16 protein-coding genes are annotated in these 15745 nt (G+C 70.8%); 13 read left to right on the top strand and 3 right to left on the bottom strand.

The window, feature by feature from the left end:
- Positions 1 to 91: 91 nt before the first annotated feature.
- From K1T35_RS02155 to K1T35_RS02145, 3 genes are read left to right on the top strand one after another with little or no spacing between them, the layout of a single operon-like run.
- On the top strand, positions 92 to 952 hold the full coding sequence (locus K1T35_RS02155; protein WP_220258519.1) for an ABC transporter ATP-binding protein: 861 nt from the start codon (positions 92 to 94) through the stop codon (positions 950 to 952).
- Positions 949 to 1659 (top strand): fluoroquinolone transporter permease, encoded by a 711-nt coding sequence (locus tag K1T35_RS02150; protein ID WP_220258518.1) that lies wholly within the window; start codon positions 949 to 951, stop codon positions 1657 to 1659. The genes K1T35_RS02155 and K1T35_RS02150 overlap by 4 nt, the downstream gene beginning before the upstream one ends.
- Entirely contained in the window at positions 1659 to 2390 is a 732-nt protein-coding gene (locus K1T35_RS02145) for an ABC transporter permease (protein ID WP_220258517.1), read from the top strand. The genes K1T35_RS02150 and K1T35_RS02145 overlap by 1 nt, the downstream gene beginning before the upstream one ends.
- 36 nt (positions 2391 to 2426) lie before the next feature.
- Here the strand turns inward: K1T35_RS02145 and arfB are convergent, their stop codons facing one another.
- On the bottom strand, positions 2427 to 2855 hold the full coding sequence (gene arfB, locus K1T35_RS02140) for an alternative ribosome rescue aminoacyl-tRNA hydrolase ArfB (protein WP_220258516.1): 429 nt from the start codon (positions 2853 to 2855) through the stop codon (positions 2427 to 2429).
- A 111-nt stretch (positions 2856 to 2966) separates the two neighbouring features.
- Here arfB and K1T35_RS02135 point away from each other — a divergent pair, with 111 nt between their 5' ends.
- Both K1T35_RS02135 and K1T35_RS02130 read left to right on the top strand, forming a co-directional pair.
- Entirely contained in the window at positions 2967 to 3686 is a 720-nt protein-coding gene (locus K1T35_RS02135; protein ID WP_220258515.1) for a GntR family transcriptional regulator, read from the top strand.
- Positions 3687 to 3893: 207 nt separating this feature from the next.
- On the top strand, positions 3894 to 4082 hold the full coding sequence (locus K1T35_RS02130; protein ID WP_220258514.1) for a hypothetical protein: 189 nt from the start codon (positions 3894 to 3896) through the stop codon (positions 4080 to 4082).
- 47 nt (positions 4083 to 4129) lie between these two features.
- Here K1T35_RS02130 and K1T35_RS02125 read toward each other — a convergent pair whose 3' ends face one another.
- A complete protein-coding gene (locus K1T35_RS02125; RefSeq protein ID WP_220258513.1) occupies positions 4130 to 5476 on the bottom strand; it encodes an MFS transporter in 1347 nt (448 codons plus the stop codon).
- Positions 5477 to 5607: 131 nt separating this feature from the next.
- Here K1T35_RS02125 and sucC point away from each other — a divergent pair, with 131 nt between their 5' ends.
- From sucC to K1T35_RS02090, 7 genes are all read left to right on the top strand, one after another.
- On the top strand, positions 5608 to 6771 hold the full coding sequence (sucC, locus tag K1T35_RS02120; RefSeq protein ID WP_220258512.1) for an ADP-forming succinate--CoA ligase subunit beta: 1164 nt from the start codon (positions 5608 to 5610) through the stop codon (positions 6769 to 6771).
- A 2-nt stretch (positions 6772 to 6773) separates the two neighbouring features.
- The gene (sucD, locus tag K1T35_RS02115; protein WP_220258511.1) at positions 6774 to 7679 is read left to right on the top strand and encodes a succinate--CoA ligase subunit alpha; all 906 of its coding nucleotides are present in this window, start codon (positions 6774 to 6776) and stop codon (positions 7677 to 7679) included.
- Positions 7676 to 8521, top strand: coding sequence for a hydroxypyruvate isomerase family protein (locus tag K1T35_RS02110; protein WP_220258510.1), 846 nt, complete (start codon positions 7676 to 7678; stop codon positions 8519 to 8521). Before sucD ends, K1T35_RS02110 begins: the two co-directional genes overlap by 4 nt.
- Positions 8518 to 9396 (top strand): 2-hydroxy-3-oxopropionate reductase, encoded by an 879-nt coding sequence (locus K1T35_RS02105; RefSeq protein WP_220258509.1) that lies wholly within the window; start codon positions 8518 to 8520, stop codon positions 9394 to 9396. Before K1T35_RS02110 ends, K1T35_RS02105 begins: the two co-directional genes overlap by 4 nt.
- A complete protein-coding gene (gene gcl / locus K1T35_RS02100) occupies positions 9396 to 11111 on the top strand; it encodes a glyoxylate carboligase (protein ID WP_220258508.1) in 1716 nt (571 codons plus the stop codon). Before K1T35_RS02105 ends, gcl begins: the two co-directional genes overlap by 1 nt.
- A gap of 67 nt (positions 11112 to 11178) precedes the next feature.
- Positions 11179 to 12102 carry a methylenetetrahydrofolate reductase gene (locus K1T35_RS02095; protein WP_220258507.1) on the top strand — a complete coding sequence of 308 codons (924 nt, stop codon included), beginning with the start codon at positions 11179 to 11181 and terminating at the stop codon, positions 12100 to 12102.
- Positions 12103 to 12206: 104 nt separating this feature from the next.
- Positions 12207 to 12815 carry a hypothetical protein gene (locus tag K1T35_RS02090; RefSeq protein WP_220258506.1) on the top strand — a complete coding sequence of 203 codons (609 nt, stop codon included), beginning with the start codon at positions 12207 to 12209 and terminating at the stop codon, positions 12813 to 12815.
- A 44-nt stretch (positions 12816 to 12859) separates the two neighbouring features.
- Here the strand turns inward: K1T35_RS02090 and K1T35_RS02085 are convergent, their stop codons facing one another.
- Entirely contained in the window at positions 12860 to 13837 is a 978-nt protein-coding gene (locus K1T35_RS02085) for a 2-dehydropantoate 2-reductase (RefSeq protein WP_220258505.1), read from the bottom strand.
- A 161-nt stretch (positions 13838 to 13998) separates the two neighbouring features.
- Between K1T35_RS02085 and K1T35_RS02080 the strand changes: the two genes are divergently transcribed.
- Positions 13999 to 15732 (top strand): thiamine pyrophosphate-binding protein, encoded by a 1734-nt coding sequence (locus tag K1T35_RS02080; RefSeq protein WP_220258504.1) that lies wholly within the window; start codon positions 13999 to 14001, stop codon positions 15730 to 15732.
- Positions 15733 to 15745: the final 13 nt, after the last annotated feature.

Here is a 15745-nt window from a genome sequence, read left to right as displayed (position 1 = left end):
CATGCTACCGTTCGCCGTCGGTCCGACAGGGCCGTGGAGAGCCGGGAAGCCTGGTCGGCGCGTCATACCCGCGTGCCCACCAGGAGTTCGCATGCCCGTCATCGAGGTCGACGACCTCACCTTCCGCTACCCGAAGACCGCCGAGCCGGCGGTGACGGGGATGAGCTTCGCCGTCGACAGGGGCGAGGTGTTCGGCTTCCTCGGGCCGAGCGGCGCCGGGAAGTCGACGACCCAGAAGATCCTCACCGGGCTGCTCACCGGCCACGGCGGCCGGGTAGCGGTGTGGGACCGCGACCCCGCCGACTGGGGAAGCGAGTACTACCAGCGGATCGGCGTCTCGTTCGAGCTGCCCAACCACTACCAGAAGCTCACCGCGCTGGAGAACCTGCAGTTCTTCGCCTCCCTGTACTCCGGCCCCACCGAGGACCCGATGGCCCTGCTGGAGGCGGTCGACCTCGCCGCGAGCGCCCACACCCGAGTCGGGCGGTTCTCGAAGGGCATGCAGATGCGACTGGTCTTCGCCCGCGCGCTGGTGCACCGCCCCGAACTGCTGTTCCTCGACGAGCCGACCTCCGGGATGGACCCGGTGAACGCGCGGCGGGTCAAGAACATCGTCGGGGACCTGCGCGAGCAGGGCCACACGGTCTTCCTCACCACGCACGACATGGCCACGGCCGAGGAGCTCTGCGACCGCGTCGCCTTCGTGGTCGACGGACGGATCGCCGCGCTCGACACCCCCACCGAGCACAAGGTCAGCCGCAGCAAGCGCACCGTGCGCGTCACCTACCGCAACGGGATCGACCTCGAACACAAGGACTTCCCGCTCGACGGCCTCGCCGACGACGAGACCTTCCGCGCGCTGGCCCGCGAGCACCACATCGAGGCGCTGCACAGCCAGGAGGCCAGCCTCGAGGACGTGTTCATCGACGTGACCGGCAGGTCCCTCGCATGAACGGCGTTCTCGCCACCGCCGTGCGGATGGACTTCCACCTCCAGCGGCGCTACGGCTTCTGGTACGCCACCGCGTTCGTCGTGCTGCTGTGGATCGGGGTGCTGCAGCTGGTTCCCGACCCACTGGTCGGGCCGGCCATGCCGTACCTCCTCATGGCCGACCTGGCGTTCATGATGTTCTTCATCGCGGGTGCGGTGTTCTTCGAAAAGGGCGAGCGCACAGTGTTCGCCTTGCTGACCACGCCGCTGCGGTTCCGGCACTACCTCACGGCGAAGCTGCTGACGATGTCAGCGCTCGCCCTCGTGACCTGCGTGGTCGTCGTGCTCGTCGACTACGGGCCGGGTGTCGCCCCGTTCCCGTTCCTCGCCGGCGTGGTCCTGATGACCCTGCTGATGCTGCTCGCCGGGTTCGTCACGGCCCCGCTGTTCCCGTCGATCAGCGAGTGGATCCTGCCCTCGACGCTCGTGCTCGCGGTCATGAACACGCCCATCATCGGCTACTCCGGGCTCTACCCGCACCTCGCGTTCGCCCTCGTCCCCACCGACGGACCGCTGCTGCTGCTCGGCGCCGCCTTCCACCAGGTCGAGCTCTCGACGGGGCAATGGGTGTACGCGCTCGGCTACCCGGTGCTGTGGATCGCGGGCCTGTGCCTGCTCGCACGGCGCGTCTTCCACCGCCACGTCATCACGTCCGAGGGAGGCCGGTGATGGGCGCCATTGCGACCTTCGGCCGCAACGACCTGCGCACCGTCCGCCGCGACAGCATGCTCGTGACGGTCATGCTCGGCCCGTTCCTGTACGCGGCCGCGCTCTGGTTCCTCCCCGCGCTCACGGGCTACATCGAGCGCACCTACGCGTTCGACCTCGTCCCGTACCACTCGGCGATCATCAGCGCGTTCTGCGTGCTCGGCCCGCCCCTGCTGCTGGGGGCGGTCCTCGCCCTCCAGCTGCTGGACGAACGGGACCAGAACACCTTCGCCGCACTCCGAGTGACGCCGGTGCCGCCGATGACCTACCCCGCCTACCGGGCCGGCGTCACGATCGTGCTGACCACGTTCTCGGTGCTCGCCTCGCTGGCCATCTCGGGACGGGTCGACGCGCGGACCCTCGTCCTCTCCGTGCCGATCGCGCTCATGGCCGGCGTGCTCGCGCCCGTGCTCGGGTTCGTCATGAGCGCACTGGGCCGCAACAAGATCGAGGGCCTCGCGGTGATGCGGGTGATCGGGCTCGCCGTCTTCACCGTGCCGATGATCCCGTTCTTCCTCCTCGACTCCCCGTGGCAGCTCGCCTTCGGCGTCCTGCCCCCGTACTGGCCGGTGCGCGCGTTCTGGTCGGCGTACGACGGCGGCACCTACTGGCCGTACGTCGCCGTCGGCCTGCTCTACAACGCCGCAGTCGCCGTCGCGCTCCTCCGGGTGGTGATCAAGCGGCTGCGGTGAGAGGCCGCGCCGGCTGAGGGGATCGCGGCCGTCCCGTCAATCATCCGGCCGCCCGCGCATCCGTTTGACGGCACCGCGGCGGGCCTTCGCGTCCAGCCGCCTGCGGACGGATCCGCGGGTCGGCCGGGTCGGCCTGCGCTTCGGCGGGTCGGGGCGCATCGCGTCCCGCAATGTCGCCGCGAGCCGCTCGCGCGCGGCCTCGCGGTTGCGGAGCTGGCTGCGGTTCTCGGCGGCGACCACGGTGAGCACCCCGTCGACCAGGCGGCCGTCGAGCCTGCGCACGGCGCGCTCGCGCAGTGGCTCGGGGACCGACGGCGAGCGCGCGAGGTCGAACGAGAGCTCGACGCGTGAGTCGGTGGTGTTCACGCCCTGGCCGCCGGGTCCCGAGGCGCGGGAGAAGCGCCAGTGCAGCTCCCGGCCGGGCAGCACCACCGCGCGTCGCACCGGAAGATCTGCTTCGGCCACCCGCTCAGGATGCCCCTTCCGTCCCGAGTGAGCATGTTCACGGTCGGGAACAGCTCTGACATGCTCAGCACTTTGTATGCTGTAAGCAGTCGACCGCACCAGGAGCACGCGATGGCACTGTCTGAGACGCCCACCGAGGCCGGCAGCCGGCGGATCGCCCGCCCGGTCCCGCTCCGCGAGAGCGTCTACAACGCGATCCTGGACATGATCGTCAGCCGGAACCTCCAGCCGGGGCAGCACCTCGTCGAGAGTGAGCTCGCCCTCATGCTGGGTGTCTCCCGGCAGCCGGTACGCGAAGCTCTCCAGTGGCTGAAGAACGACGGATGGGTGGACCTGCGTCCAGGGCTGGGCGCATTCGTCCACACGCCCACGGTCGAGGAGGCCGACCAACTGCTCGCCGTGCGCAGCCTGCTGGAGACGGAGTCCGCCCGGCTCGCGGCCACGCGGGCCACCGAAGAGGGTGTCGCCCGCCTGCGCGAGCTGTGCGACCACGGCCATGAGGCCCTCGCAGCCGAGGACGTCAACACGCTGGTCGAGCTCAACGCCGAGCTGCACAGAGAAGTAATGAAGATGTCCGGCAACGACGTGCTCGTCGAGCTGGCCGCCCAGGTCGACCGCAGGGTGCGCTGGTACTACACGCCGGTGGCCCGCCACCGCGGCGAGCAGTCGTGGATCGAGCACGCGGCCCTGATCGACGCGATCGCGGCGGGCGACGCCTCCCGCGCGGGCGAGGTCATGGCCGCGCACACGGAGCACACCCGCCGCTCCTACCTGGAACACCGCGACGACGCGGACGACGCAGCCCCCGCACTGCGGGGTCGCGTCCACTGAACGGCCGGGCCCACACGGGCCCCGCCCCACCTCGGCGCCGACGACGCAGCCGAGGCACACCACCCGCCTGACAGGCGGGCCAGCACGACCATCCGACGCGCGATGCAGCGCGCCGGCCGTCCCCGTGCGCCGATCGATCGGCGCCGCCGCGTCCGAACCCGCATGCCGGCTCGCGGTCGGGGAACCCTTATCACGGAGGTGACAAGCATGCGTACGCTGCGCAACTTCATCCGGTCCCTGCAGGACCTCCCGCGCGGCTCCTCTGCCGACGGCCGCAGCATCGGCCTCGGCCTGGACGCCGCGCTCCGGGCCCAGCGGGCCCGGGGCGCCGAGGCCATGCCGCTCACCACGCGGACGCGCCCGGCCACCGAGGACCGCCCCTTCACCCGGGCCTGACGGACAACACGATGGCCGCTCCCTTGTCGGGGGCGGCCATCGGCGTGTCATGCATAGCGGGATCGCTGCTCCGGGAGCCGGGGAAGCGGCAGGGTGCTGGGCAGCCCGGGCCGCTGGAGCGCTCCGGCGGCCCTGGCCGCGACGAGCGACACGACGGCCGCACCCGTGAACGTGGCGGCCCAGCCCCACGTGGTGACGGCGAGTGCGGCGAACCCGATGCCGAGCACCCCGCCGACGGCCTTGGCGCTGTAGACGAGGCCGTGCACCTCGAGCGCGCTCTGCTCGCCGAAGTACTCGCGCGCAAGGCTGGCGAAGATCGGGTAGAAGCCACCACCACCGAGGCCCGCGAGCACCGCCGCGACCTCGAGCGCACCGGTCTTGCCGGTGGCCGCGGACAGCGCGAAGAGCAACTGCGCCACCCCTTGCACGGCGAGCACGGCGCTCAGCGTGCGGCAGCGCCCGAGCCGGTCCGACACCCGCATGGCAAGCGCCCGGCCGGCCCCGCTGACCCCGGCGAACAGGCCTGCCGCGAGCGCAACGGCGCCGAGGGTGGCCGCGACGCCGCCGGCGTAGACCACGATGAACGCGGCGTTGAACAGCGAGACCGCTCCCGCGCCGAGCAGGATCAGGTACATCACCAGCAGCACGCGGGTCTGCATCGCCTGAGCGGGCGAGAACTCGCGGATGGCGGGCGGGTTCATCCGGCGGGCCGGGTTGCGCAGGGCCCACGCCTGCGGGTCGACCTCGGCGGGCCACCACCGGCGCGGCGGATCGCGGAAGAAGAGGCCCGGCCCGGCCACGAGGACGAACAGCACCGCCGCGGCGGTGTCGAGAACCGTGGTGAGGTTGCCGGCATCCAGCCCGATCACGGCGGCCACGATGAACGGTACGGACCCGTAGGCGAAGGCCCCGGTCACTATGCTCACCCGTCGGCCCATGCGCTCCGGGTACCACTTCGCCACCGTCGACGTACACGCCGCGTAGACGAGGCCTGCGCCGGTGCCGCCGAGGAGGGCGAAGCCGAGCAGCGCGCCGAGCAGTTCGGTGCTGTGAGCGAGCACGACGAGCCCGAGCGCGGAGAGCGCCGCCCCGGCCACCATGACCGGACGCGGCCCGATGCGGTGGCGCTCACGCAGGTATGCGGTGGGCAGGCCGACGCCGGCCTGGAGCACGGTCCACCCGGCGAGCAGCCAGATCGCTCCGACGAGGGTCCAGCCGTTGCGCTCCATGAGCGCAGGAACCGCCGCGCCGTACCCGTACTGCAACACGCCCACCGCCGCCATCGGCGGCCACGCCTGCCACAGCACGCTGGAGCGGGGACGTCCGATGAGCTCCTCCGGTGACTCGCCCACCCGGTAGCGGCGACCGTGGTTGTCGCGGATCTCCCGGACCATGGCAGCTCCTTCCATACTGTATGCCCGATACTGCGCTACGCGTGAGCCAGCACACAAGTCCCCTGGACAACTTTCTCCATACTGCATACAGTCGACCGCCACTGCTCGAGCAGGAGACGGGAGACCGCACTGTGGACCTCTACGAGCACCAGGCCAGGGACGTCTTCGCCGCCCACGGCGTGCCAGTCCTCCGTGGCGCGGTGGCCGACACGCCCACCGAGGCCGCCGATCGGGCCCGCGAGCTCGACGGACCGGTCGTGGTGAAGGCCCAGGTGAAGACCGGCGGGCGAGGAAAGGCAGGCGGGGTGCAACTGGCCCGGACGGCCGAGGAGGCGCGGGAGAAGGCCGCCGCGATCCTCGGCATGGACATCAAGGGCCACACCGTGCACCGGGTGCTGGTCACCGAGGCCAGCGACATCGCGGAGGAGTACTACTTCTCGTTCCTGCTGGACCGCTCGAACCGCACGTTCCTCGCGATGTGCTCGGCCGAGGGCGGCGTCGAGATCGAGCAGCTCGCGGTCGAGCGACCGGACGCGCTCCTCAAGGTGCCGATCGACCCGCTCAGCGGCGTCGACGCCGAGACCGCGTCCCGGATCGCCGCCGTGCTGCCCTCCGATGTGGCGGGGGAGGCCGCCAAGGTGATCAGCAGCCTGTGGGACGCGTTCGTGGCCGAGGACGCCACCCTCGTCGAGGTCAACCCGCTGGTCCGGACCGCGCAGGGCGAGATCGTCGCGCTCGACGGCAAGGTCACGCTGGACGACAACGCCGCCTTCCGCCACCCCGGCCACGCCGACCTGGTGGACCAGCGCACCGAGGACCCCCTCGAGGCCAAGGCGAAGGCGAAGGACCTCAACTACGTCAAGCTCGACGGCGAGGTCGGCATCATCGGCAACGGCGCCGGCCTGGTCATGTCGACCCTGGACGTGGTGGCGTACGCCGGGGAGAAGCACGGCGGGGTGAAGCCGGCGAACTTCCTGGACATCGGCGGTGGCGCCTCGGCCGAGGTGATGGCGGCCGGGTTGGACGTGATCCTGGGCGACCCGGACGTCAAGAGCGTGTTCGTCAACGTGTTCGGCGGGATCACTGCCTGCGATGCGGTGGCCAACGGGATCGTCGAGGCGCTGAAGATCCTCGGCGACGCCGCCACCAAGCCGCTGGTGGTGCGGCTGGACGGCAACAACGTCCTGGAAGGCCGCCGAATCCTGGACGAGGCGAACCACCCCCTCGTCACCCAGGTCACGACGATGGACGAGGCGGCCGACCGCGCCGCCCGGCTCGCGAAGGTGGGAGCCTGAGCATGTCGATCTTCTTGCACGCGCACAGCAAGGTCATCGTCCAGGGCATCACCGGGAGCGAGGCCACCAAGCACACGGCGAAGATGCTCGCCGCCGGTACGGACATCGTCGGCGGTGTGAACGCCCGCAAGGCCGGCACCACGGTCACGATCGGCGGCCGCGACCTCACGGTCTTCAGCACCGTCGCCGAGGCGATGGCCGAGACCGGCGCCGATGTGAGCGTCCTGTTCGTCCCCCCTCGGTTCGCCGGGAACGCCGCAATCGAGGCGATCGACGCCGGCATCGGGCTCGCCGTCGTGATCACCGAGGGCGTCCCCGTGCACGACACCGCCCGGCTGTGGGCGCATGCCTGCGCCACCGGGAACAGGACGCGGATCATCGGCCCGAACTGCCCGGGGATCATCTCGCCCGGGAAGTCGAACGCGGGGATCATCCCGGCCGACATCGCGGGTGCCGGCCCGATCGGGTTGGTGTCGAAGTCCGGGACGTTGACCTACCAGATGATGTACGAGCTGCGGGAGTACGGCTTCTCCACCGCGATCGGGATCGGTGGTGACCCGGTGATCGGCACCACGCACATCGACGCACTGGCGGCCTTCGAAGAGGACCCGGACACCAAGGCGATCGTGATGATCGGTGAGATCGGTGGGGACGCCGAGGAGCGGGCCGCGGACTTCATCCAGGCGAACGTGACCAAGCCGGTGGTCGGCTACGTGGCCGGGTTCACCGCGCCGGAGGGCAAGACCATGGGCCACGCCGGGGCGATCGTGTCGGGCTCGGCGGGCACGGCCCAGGCCAAGAAGGACGCCCTGGAAGCGGCCGGGGTCAAGGTCGGCAAGACGCCCAGCGAGACGGCCGCGCTGATGCGGGAGCAGCTCGCCGGTCTGCGGCTCGGAGCGAGCGCGTGAGCGCCGCGGGCCTGCGCTACGACGTCAACCTGTCCATCCTCTTCACCGAGCTGCCGCTGCTGCAGCGGCCGGCCGCCGCGGCCGCAGCCGGGTTCGACGCGATCGAGCTCTGGTGGCCGTTCCCCGAGCCGGTGCCCGCCGACCGCGAGCTGGACGCGCTGCGCACCGCGATCACCGACGCGGGCGTGCGGCTGGTCGGGCTCAACTTCGACGCGGGCAACATGGCGGCGGGCGACCGCGGGCTGCTCTCCCGCCCGTCGGAGAGCGCGCGGTTCCGAGCCAACGTCGACGTGGCCGTCGGGTTCGCCGCATCGCTCGGCTGCACGGTGCTCAACGCCCTGTACGGCAACCGCGATGCCGACGTGACGGTTCCGGAGCAGCGGGAGCTCGCCACCGAGAACCTCGGGTTCGCCGCGACGGCCGCCGAGCGCGTCGGCGCGACGGTGGTGATCGAGGCGCTCAACAGCTTCGAGAGCCCCCGCTACCCGATCACCTCGTCCCAGAAGGCGCTCGACCTCGTCGATTACCTGAAGGTCGTGCACGGCGTGCCGAACGTGGGCTTCCTCGCCGACCTCTACCACCTGGCCCGGATGGGCGAGCCCGTCGAGCGCCTCGTCGAGCTGCGCGGCGACCGGTTCACGCACGTCCAGATCGCCGACCCGCCCGGCCGTGGGCAGCCCGGCACCGGCGAGCTCGACTGGGACGCCGTGCTCGGGCGGCTCGCGGCGAGCGGCTACTCCGGCCACGTCGGGCTCGAGTACAAGCCGGTCGGCCCGAGCGCCGACAGCTTCGACTGGCTCCCCCGCCAGCTGCGCTCGGCCAAGATTGAGGAGACTGCGTGACGACGATCGGATTCATCGGGCTGGGGATCATGGGCGGCCCGATGGCCGCCAACCTCCTCGCCGCAGGCCACACCGTGCTCGGCCACGACACCCAGCAAGCCGCGGCGGAACGGCTCGTCACCGCGGGCGGCAAGTACGTCGACTCGGTTGCCGCCGCCACCGCTGCCGACGTCGTGATCACGATGCTGCCGGACTCGCCGCAGGTCGAGGAGGTCGTCCTCGGCCCCGGCGGGGTGCTGGAGCAAGCCGAGCCCGGCCTGCTCCTGATCGACATGAGCACGATCCGGCCGGACACATCGGTCGCCGTGGCCGCGGCGGCCGCGTCCCGCGGGGTGCGCGCCCTCGACGCGCCGGTGAGCGGCGGCGAGAAGGGTGCGATCGACGGCGTCCTCTCGATCATGGTGGGCGGCGATGTCAACGCGTTCGATGCGGCCCGGCCGGTGTTCGAGGTGCTCGGCAAGACGATCGTGCACGTCGGGCCGAGCGGCGCGGGCCAGACCGTGAAGGCCGCCAACCAGCTCGTGGTCGGCGGGATCTACGCGCTGGTCGCCGAGGCGATCGTGCTGCTCGAGGCATCAGGAGTGGACCCGGGCCCCGGGCTCGACGTACTGGCGGGCGGCCTCGCCGGCAGCCGCATCCTCGAGCTCAAGCGGAAGTCGATGGTGGCGCGGGACTTCGCCCCCGGCTTCCGGATCGACCTGCACCACAAGGACATGGGCATCGCGATCGCCGCGGCCAGGGAGGCGGGCATCGCCCTCCCGATGACCGGCCTCGTCGCCCAGCTCATCGCCGCGGCCCGCGCGCAGGGCTACGGCTCGCTCGACCACTCGGTGCTGCTGAAGGTGCTGGAGAACTTCTCGGGAAAGGCTGCCTGATGACCCGGATCCCCTGCATGGAAGCCGTCGCCGCGGTGCTCGAGTCGGAGGGCGTCGACACCGTCTTCGGCATCCCGGGCGCCGCGATCCTGCCGCTGTACGCCGCGCTGCGGAAGAGCGGTATCAAGCACCTCACGGTGCGCCACGAGGAGGGCGGCACCCACGCCGCGGACGGGTGGGCACGAGCCACCGGCAAGGTCGGGGTGTCGATCGGGACCTCCGGCCCAGCCGGTACCAACATGATCACCGGGTTGTACACGGCGCTGGCCGACTCGATCCCGATGATCTGCATCACCGGGCAGGCGCCGCGGGCGAAGCTGCACCAGGAGGCGTTCCAGGCGGTCGACATCGTCGAGATCGCCAAGCCCGTCACGAAGTGGGCGGTGCAGCTCAAGGAGCCGGCGCAGGCGCCATGGGTGTTCCGGGAGGCGTTCCGGATCGCCCGGTCCGGCCGGCCAGGACCCGTGCTCATCGACCTGCCGATCGACGTGCAGAAGGGCACCTGCATCTACGACCCAGCGCTCGACGCGCCGTTCCCGGTGGACGTCCCGCTGCCGCGGCCGCAGCCGATCGCCGCGGCCGTCCAGATGGTGCTCGACGCGCAGCGCCCGATCATCCTCGCGGGGGGCGGCGTGATCGGCGCCGACGCGTGCGACGAGCTGCGCAGGCTGGCCGAGTACCTGCAGGTGCCGGTGCAGGTCACGCTGATGGGCAAGGGAGCGTTCCCCGAGGACCACCCGCTCTTCGCCGGGATGGCGGGCCTGCAGACGCAGACGCGATGGGGCAACGCGGCATTCCTGGAGAGCGACCTCGTGCTCGCGGTGGGCGCCCGGTTCGGCGACCGGCACACCGGTGACCTGGAGACCTACCGGCGCGGGCGCACGTTCATCCACGTCGACATCGAGCCGACGCAGATCGGCAAGGTCTTCGAACCGGACCTCGGGATCGTCGGGCACGCCAAACCCACCCTGGCCGCGCTGGACGAGCACGCCCGCGGCGCCTCGCCCCAGCACGCGCCCGGACGCTGGGTGGAACGGGTGGCCGAGCTGCGCGGCACGCTGCTGCGCCGCGACGACTTCGACGACGTCCCGATCAAGCCGCCGCGCGTCTACCGCGAGCTGAACCGCGCGTTCGGCCCGGACACCACGTTCGTCACCGCGATCGGGCTGTACCAGATCTGGTCCGGCCAGTTCCAGCAGACGTTCCGCCCCCGTCACTACCTGGTGTGCGGGCAGGCCGGGCCGCTCGGCTGGGAGGTGCCCGCCGCCATCGGCGTGAAGTGCGCGTACCCGGACAAGCAGGTCGTGGCCGTCGTCGGCGACTACTCCTTCCAGTTCCTCATGGAGGAGATCGCCGTGGCCGCCCAGTACAAGATCCCGTTCGTCATCGTCATGGTGAACAACGAGTACCTGGGGCTCATCCGGCAGGCCGAGCTCGGTTACGACATGAACTACGCCGTGGACCTGCACTACGGCGAGGGCGGCATCGACCACGTCAAGCTCATGGAGGCCTTCGGCTGCCCCGCCCGCCGGGTGGAGCAGCCGGGCGACATCGAGGACGCGCTCGCCTGGGCCGCCCTCGAGTCGGAGGCACAGCAGCTGCCGGTGCTCGTCGAGATCATGGTGGAGCGCGAGGCCAACGCCGCGATGGGCCAGAGCCTCGACGCGATCAAGGAGTTCGAGCCGGTCCCGGACCTCGTGCCCGCAGCGGACTGATCCACCCGGCTGGGCGGCACCCCCGTCGCGGAGGCTCGGCGGAGGGTGCCGCTCCTAGGATGACCGTGTGGATCTGCGGCGGCGCATTCTGGAGGGCAAGGGGGAGTTCCTGCTCTTCGCGGTGACGCCGCCCCGGCGGGCGGCCTCGCCGGAACGGGCCCAGGAGATCGCCGAGGTGACCCTCGAGCGGCTCCGCCCGTTGGGCCTGGACGGCCTCGTGCTGTACGACATCGACGACGAGAGCGACCGAACCTCCCAGGAGCGTCCCTTCCCGTTCCTGCCCACCATGGATCCGGCGGACTACCTCTCCCGGCACCTCTCGGCGTGCGACGTCCCTGCCGTCGTCTACCGCGTGGTGGGGAAGTACCCCGAGGCCGAACTCCGGTCGTGGCTGCGCGCCCAGGACACCGACCGGGTGTTGTCGGTCTTCGTCGGGGCCTCCTCACGCGGCAAGCAGGTGGCGACGTCGCTGGCGCAGGCCCGGCAGCTGCGGGCAACGGTGCGACCCGAGTTGGCGCTCGGCGGTGTCGCGATCCCCGAACGCCACACCCGCCGCGGCGACGAGCACCTGCGCCTGCTCGCGAAGCAGGCCACCGGCTGCTCCTTCTTCGTCACCCAGGTCGTCTACGACGTCAACGCGGCGAAGGACCTCGTCTCGGACTACCGGTACGAGTGCGACGCCCGAGGCGTGGCACCGGTCCCGATCGTGTTCACCTTCTCCGTCGTCGGCTCGACGAAGACCCTCGAGTTCCTGAGCTGGCTCGGTGTCGACGTACCGCGCTGGATCCAGAACGAGCTGAGGCACGCGGCCGACCCGCTCGTCGCCTCCCACGAACAGGCCTTCGCGACGGCCCTCGACCTCATCGCCTACTGCCGGCGTCTCGGAGTCCCGTTCGGGCTCAACGTGGAGAGCGTCTCCATCCGCCGCGCCGAGATCGAGCAGTCGGTGAGCCTCGCCGCGCAACTGGGGCGAGAGCTGCACCGCTCGTAGCGCCGAACGTGCCGCCTCCACCGGACTGACCGCAGCGGGGACCCCGAGGAAGTTCGGGGTTCGCCCGGATCATATGTAGGCGATCTACGCATAGCCTGCGAAGCATGGGTCTCCTCGCGCTCCGCCGCGCGTCCCTCGTGCTCGGCCCGCTGCTCCTGGCGGCCTCCACGTTCTTCTGGGTGGATGGCCGCTACGGCGTCACCGGCGGCGTCATCGTCGCGCTGTCGTCCGCGACGTGGGTGTACGGGCTTGTCGGCGCCTGGGAACACCTCCACACCCGTCTGCCGGCAGCGGCCACCGCGGGTCTCGTGCTCACCCTGCTCGGCACGTTGGGCGGGATCGCCTTCGGCCTGCAGGGTTTCTTCGAGGGCGTCTACGGGATCACCGCAGGCGAGTCGCTCTCGGCGGTGAACCAGCACCCCGTGGCCGCGTGGCTCGCCCTCTGGGGACCCGGCCCGCTCTTCCCGCTGTCGCTCGTCCTGCTCGGCGGCGCGTTGCTGTGGACCCGGCTCGTGCCGCGGCCCCTCGCCGTTGCGCTGCTGATCGCAGGCGCCGCGTTCCCCCTCAGCCGGATCGGCCGCGTCGACCTCGTTGCCCACGCGGTCGATGCCCTACTGCTCGGCACCTCGGCCTGGCTGGCCGCCTGTCTCCCGTCGAGGCTGCCGGTGCTCACGGCCTGCCCACAAGAAGGTTCAGGAAAGCCACATCCATGAACCTGGACTTCATGAACGTGGCTTCCTGAACCCGGGCCGGCCTCTCAGGACGCCGCGACCACCTGCTGGTTGAGCAGATCGGCCACCGCCGTGATGGCCCGCAGCGTCGGGACCTCCGCGCCGGTGAGGTCCGCCAGCTCCACGACAGCCGCGAGGAGCACGTCCAGCTCCATGGGGCGGCCGCGCTCCAGGTCCTGCAGCGTGGACGTCTTGTGCTCGCCGGTGCGCTCGGCGCCCGCGAGCCGCTTCTCCACCGAGATCTCCGGGTAGCAGCCCACGCGGTGGGCCACCTCCAGGGTTTCCTCCATCATCTGCGCGACGAGCTTGCGGGTGCCCGCGTGCCTGCAGATGCCGGCCATCGTGGCCCGGGTGAGCGCGCTCAGCGGGTTGAACGCGATGTTGCCCATCAGCTTGATCCAGATGTCGCACCGCAGGTCGGGTTCGACCGGGCACTTCAGCCCGCCGGCCACCATCGCATCCGCGAACTCGGTGCATCGCGCGGAGACGGTCATGCCCGGCTCGCCGATGGAGAAGCGGGTGCCCTCCAGGTGCCGGACGACACCGGGTGACTCGATCTCGGTGGCCGCGTAGACGACGCAGCCGATCGCGCGGTCCACCGGCAGTGCCCTCGTGACCGCGCCGTCGGGATCGACGCTCTCGATCCGGTGGCCCTCGAACGGGCCCGGCAGCTTGTGGAAGTACCACCAGGGAATGCCGTTCTGCGCTGCGATGATCGTGGTGCGCTCGTGCAGCAGCGGCGCAACCATCGGGCCCGCCGCCGCGTAGGCGTTGGCCTTGAATCCCAGGAAGACATGGTCCACCGGTCCGATCTCCGCGGGATCGTCCGTCGCGTGCGGGTGGGCGGTGAAGTCCCCCCGCGGACTGCGCACCTCCACCCCCCGCTCGCGCAGCGCCGCGAGGTGCGGCCCGCGGGCGACAAGGTGCACGTCCGCACCCGCCCGACTCAGGCTCGCGCCCACGTACGCACCGATCGCACCTGCCCCCAGCACAGCAACCTTCACGTCGGGCTCCCGTCCTCGGTGATTGTGCATGCAGTATGCAGTATGGAGTCGACGAGCAGTCAAGCTCGCTCTGGACAACGGGCCGACCGAGGAGTACCAAGACAGCCATACCGTATGCAGTAGACAGGCCGTCGAGCTCCACCAGCGGCGATGACGAGGAGATGCTTCCTATGACGCAGACGATCCCCGGAAGCGCTGCCAGCAACGGGGTCGGTGATCCACCCGTCGCGGCAGAGACGATCTCCGGCGGTCACTTGGTAGCGAAGGCGCTGAAGGCAGAAGGTGTGGACACGATCTACACGCTCTGCGGCGGGCACATCATCGACATCTACGACGGCTGCGTGGACGAGGGCATCGCCGTCATCGACGTCCGGCACGAGCAGGTCGCCGCCCACGCGGCGGACGGCTACGCCCGCATCACCGGCACGCCGGGCTGTGCCGTCGTGACGGCGGGCCCCGGCACTAGCGACGCGGTCACCGGCGTGGCCAACGCCTTCCGCGCCGAGAGCCCGATGCTGCTCATCGGCGGCCAGGGCGCGCTCAACCAGCACAAGATGGGGTCGCTGCAGGACCTCCCGCACGTCGACATGCTCAACCCGATCACGAAGTTCGCCGCCACTGTGCCGCACACCGCGCGCGTGGCCGACATGGTCTCGATGGCCTTCCGGGAGAGCCTGAACGGCGCACCGGGGCCGTCGTTCCTCGAGATCCCCCGTGACGTCCTCGACGCCTCCGTGCCGCTCGAGCAGGCCAGGATCCCCCGCGCGGGCGCCTACCGCGCGTCCACCAAGTCGGCGGGCGACCCGGCCGCCGTCGAGCAGCTCGCCGACCTCATCGCCCGGTCGGAGAAACCCTGTGTACTGCTGGGCAACCAGGTCTGGACGTGCCGGGCCACCGACGCCGCGATCGAGTTCGTGCGCACGCTGAACATCCCCGCGTTCATGAACGGCGCGGGCCGCGGCACGCTCCCGCCCAAGGACCCGATGCACTTCCAGCTGGCCCGCCGGCATGCCTTCAACGAGGCCGACCTGATCATCATCGTCGGCACCCCGTTCGACTTCCGGATGGGATACGGGAAGCGCCTGTCGCCCATCGCCAAGGTCGTGCAAATCGACCTCAACTACGGCACCGTCGGCAAGAACCGCGACATCGACCTCGGCATCGTCGGCGACGCGGGCGCTGTGCTCTCCGCCGTCACCGCGGCGTCGTCCGGACGCGCCACGAGCGCGCCCAACCGCAAGGCATGGATCGACGAGCTGCGGGCGTTCGAGGACGCCGCCTACGAGAAGCGCCTCCCCCGGCAGCACTCCGAGGCCTCGCCGATCGACCCGTACCGACTGGTCCACGAGATCAACGAGTTCCTCACCGAGGACTCGATCTACATCGGCGACGGCGGCGACATCGTCACCTTCTCCGGCCAGGTCGTGCAGCCCAAGTCGCCCGGCCACTGGATGGACCCCGGCCCGCTGGGCACGCTCGGCGTCGGCATCCCGTTCGTGCTGGCCGCCAAGCACGCCCGGCCGGACAAGGAGATCGTCGCGCTCTTCGGCGACGGCGCGTTCAGCCTCACCGGCTGGGACTTCGAGACGCTCGTGCGCTTCAACCTCCCGTTCGTCGGGATCGTCGGCAACAACTCGTCGATGAACCAGATCCGCTACGGGCAGATCCAGAAGTACGGCGAGGACCGCGGCCGGGTCGGCAACACGCTCGGCCACGTCAAATACGACCAGTTCGCGAAGATGCTCGGCGGATACGGCGAGGAAGTGCGCGACCCTGCCGACATCGCGCCCGCGCTGCAGCGCGCCCGGGAATCGGGTCTGCCCTCGCTCATCAATGTGTGGGTCGATCCGGAGGTCTATGCGCCGGGCACCATGAACCAGACGATGTACAAGTGATCAGGGGCGGTCA

The organism is Pseudonocardia sp. DSM 110487, from assembly GCF_019468565.1.
GTDB lineage: Bacteria > Actinomycetota > Actinomycetes > Mycobacteriales > Pseudonocardiaceae > Pseudonocardia.
This window is presented reverse-complemented; position numbering and strand designations above follow the sequence as displayed.